This window comes from Bradyrhizobium sp. th-b2, assembly GCF_000426785.1.
GTDB classification, from domain to species: Bacteria; Pseudomonadota; Alphaproteobacteria; order Rhizobiales; family Xanthobacteraceae; genus Bradyrhizobium; species Bradyrhizobium septentrionale.
This window is the reverse complement of record NZ_KE384574.1, coordinates 1-1,083: the sequence shown is the minus strand read 5'-3', so window position 1 is coordinate 1,083 and position 1,083 is coordinate 1. Positions and strand designations below refer to the sequence as shown.

The window sequence follows — 1,083 nt, the reverse complement described above, 5'->3', positions numbered from 1 at the left end:
TCGTGATTGCTTCGCTGCTTACCGTCGGGTTCTGGGTGTCGACCGAGGTGGCGGAGGCCAAGTTGGTTGCGGCCACCTGGGTGTTGCCGGCCGCGTCCTTGGCGTTCGACACGTTGAAGGTGACGTTGGCCAGGCTGACGCCCGCGTCAGCGACCGTGTAGTTCAGCGCGTAGTGGGTGGAATCCACCCAATGTCCGCCTGTCGGGCCGGTCAGCGTCGTGCCGGCATTGGTCGTGATCGTCGGCGTCGAGGTCTGGTCCATCGCCTCCGAGAAGGTGATGGTTGCCGTCCGCGTCAGGCCCGTATCCGCATCCGTGATCTGCGTATCGTTGATCGCGACCGCGGCTACCGTCGGACTGGTAGCATCGAGCACATGGATCGTAGAGACCGCCGTGTTGCTGCTTGCAAGCCCATCGTTGATTGAGACTGTAAGATTGCGGTCGGTGGTGTCCGGATTCGTACTCGTGCTGAATACGATCTGATGCAGAGCGGTGTTGTAGTCAGCCTTTGTTGCCGAACCGGAAAGGGTAAGAATGATCTTACCGGGAAACGAACTATCTATTGCTACAGAGATGCCGCTTGGAAGCGTACCGTTTACAGCTAGCACATCTCCGGCTTTGGCGTTGGTCAACGTCACCGTCGCAGATGCCATGCTGGCATTGTCTGGATCGGTGATGCTGACATCTGTATCGGCAATAGCAACCGCCGATCCGGTATCAGTGAATGTGCCGACGTAGTTGGCCCCGCTCGCGGTCGAGTTGTTGGCATCAAGATCGATGATCGCCACGTCGTTGGTGCCGGTAATGGTCACCGTCACCGTCCCGCTCGCCGTGCCGTCCTGGCTCGTCACCGTGAAGGTGTCGCTCACCACCTGACCGGCGGTCAGCTCGTCGTGCGCCCCGTTGCCGGTGTAGGTCCAGGCGCCGTTGGCGTCGATCGAGAAGTCGCCATAGGTCCCGTGCGCCGCGGTCTGCGCCACCACATGCGCTTCACCCGTGTCCGGGTCGGTGATCGTCAGCTGGCCGCTGGTGTTCAGCGCCGCCGCCGTGTCCCCTTCGGTCACAGATTTCGAGTCCGAGCTCA

Annotated in this window: 1 protein-coding gene; it reads right to left on the bottom strand. The window is 61.2% G+C overall.

From position 1 onward, the window contains the following. A partial coding sequence (locus K359_RS57020) for a VCBS domain-containing protein (RefSeq protein ID WP_245285002.1) occupies positions 1-1,063 on the bottom strand: 1,063 nt, incomplete at its 3' end. Positions 1,064-1,083: the final 20 nt, after the last annotated feature.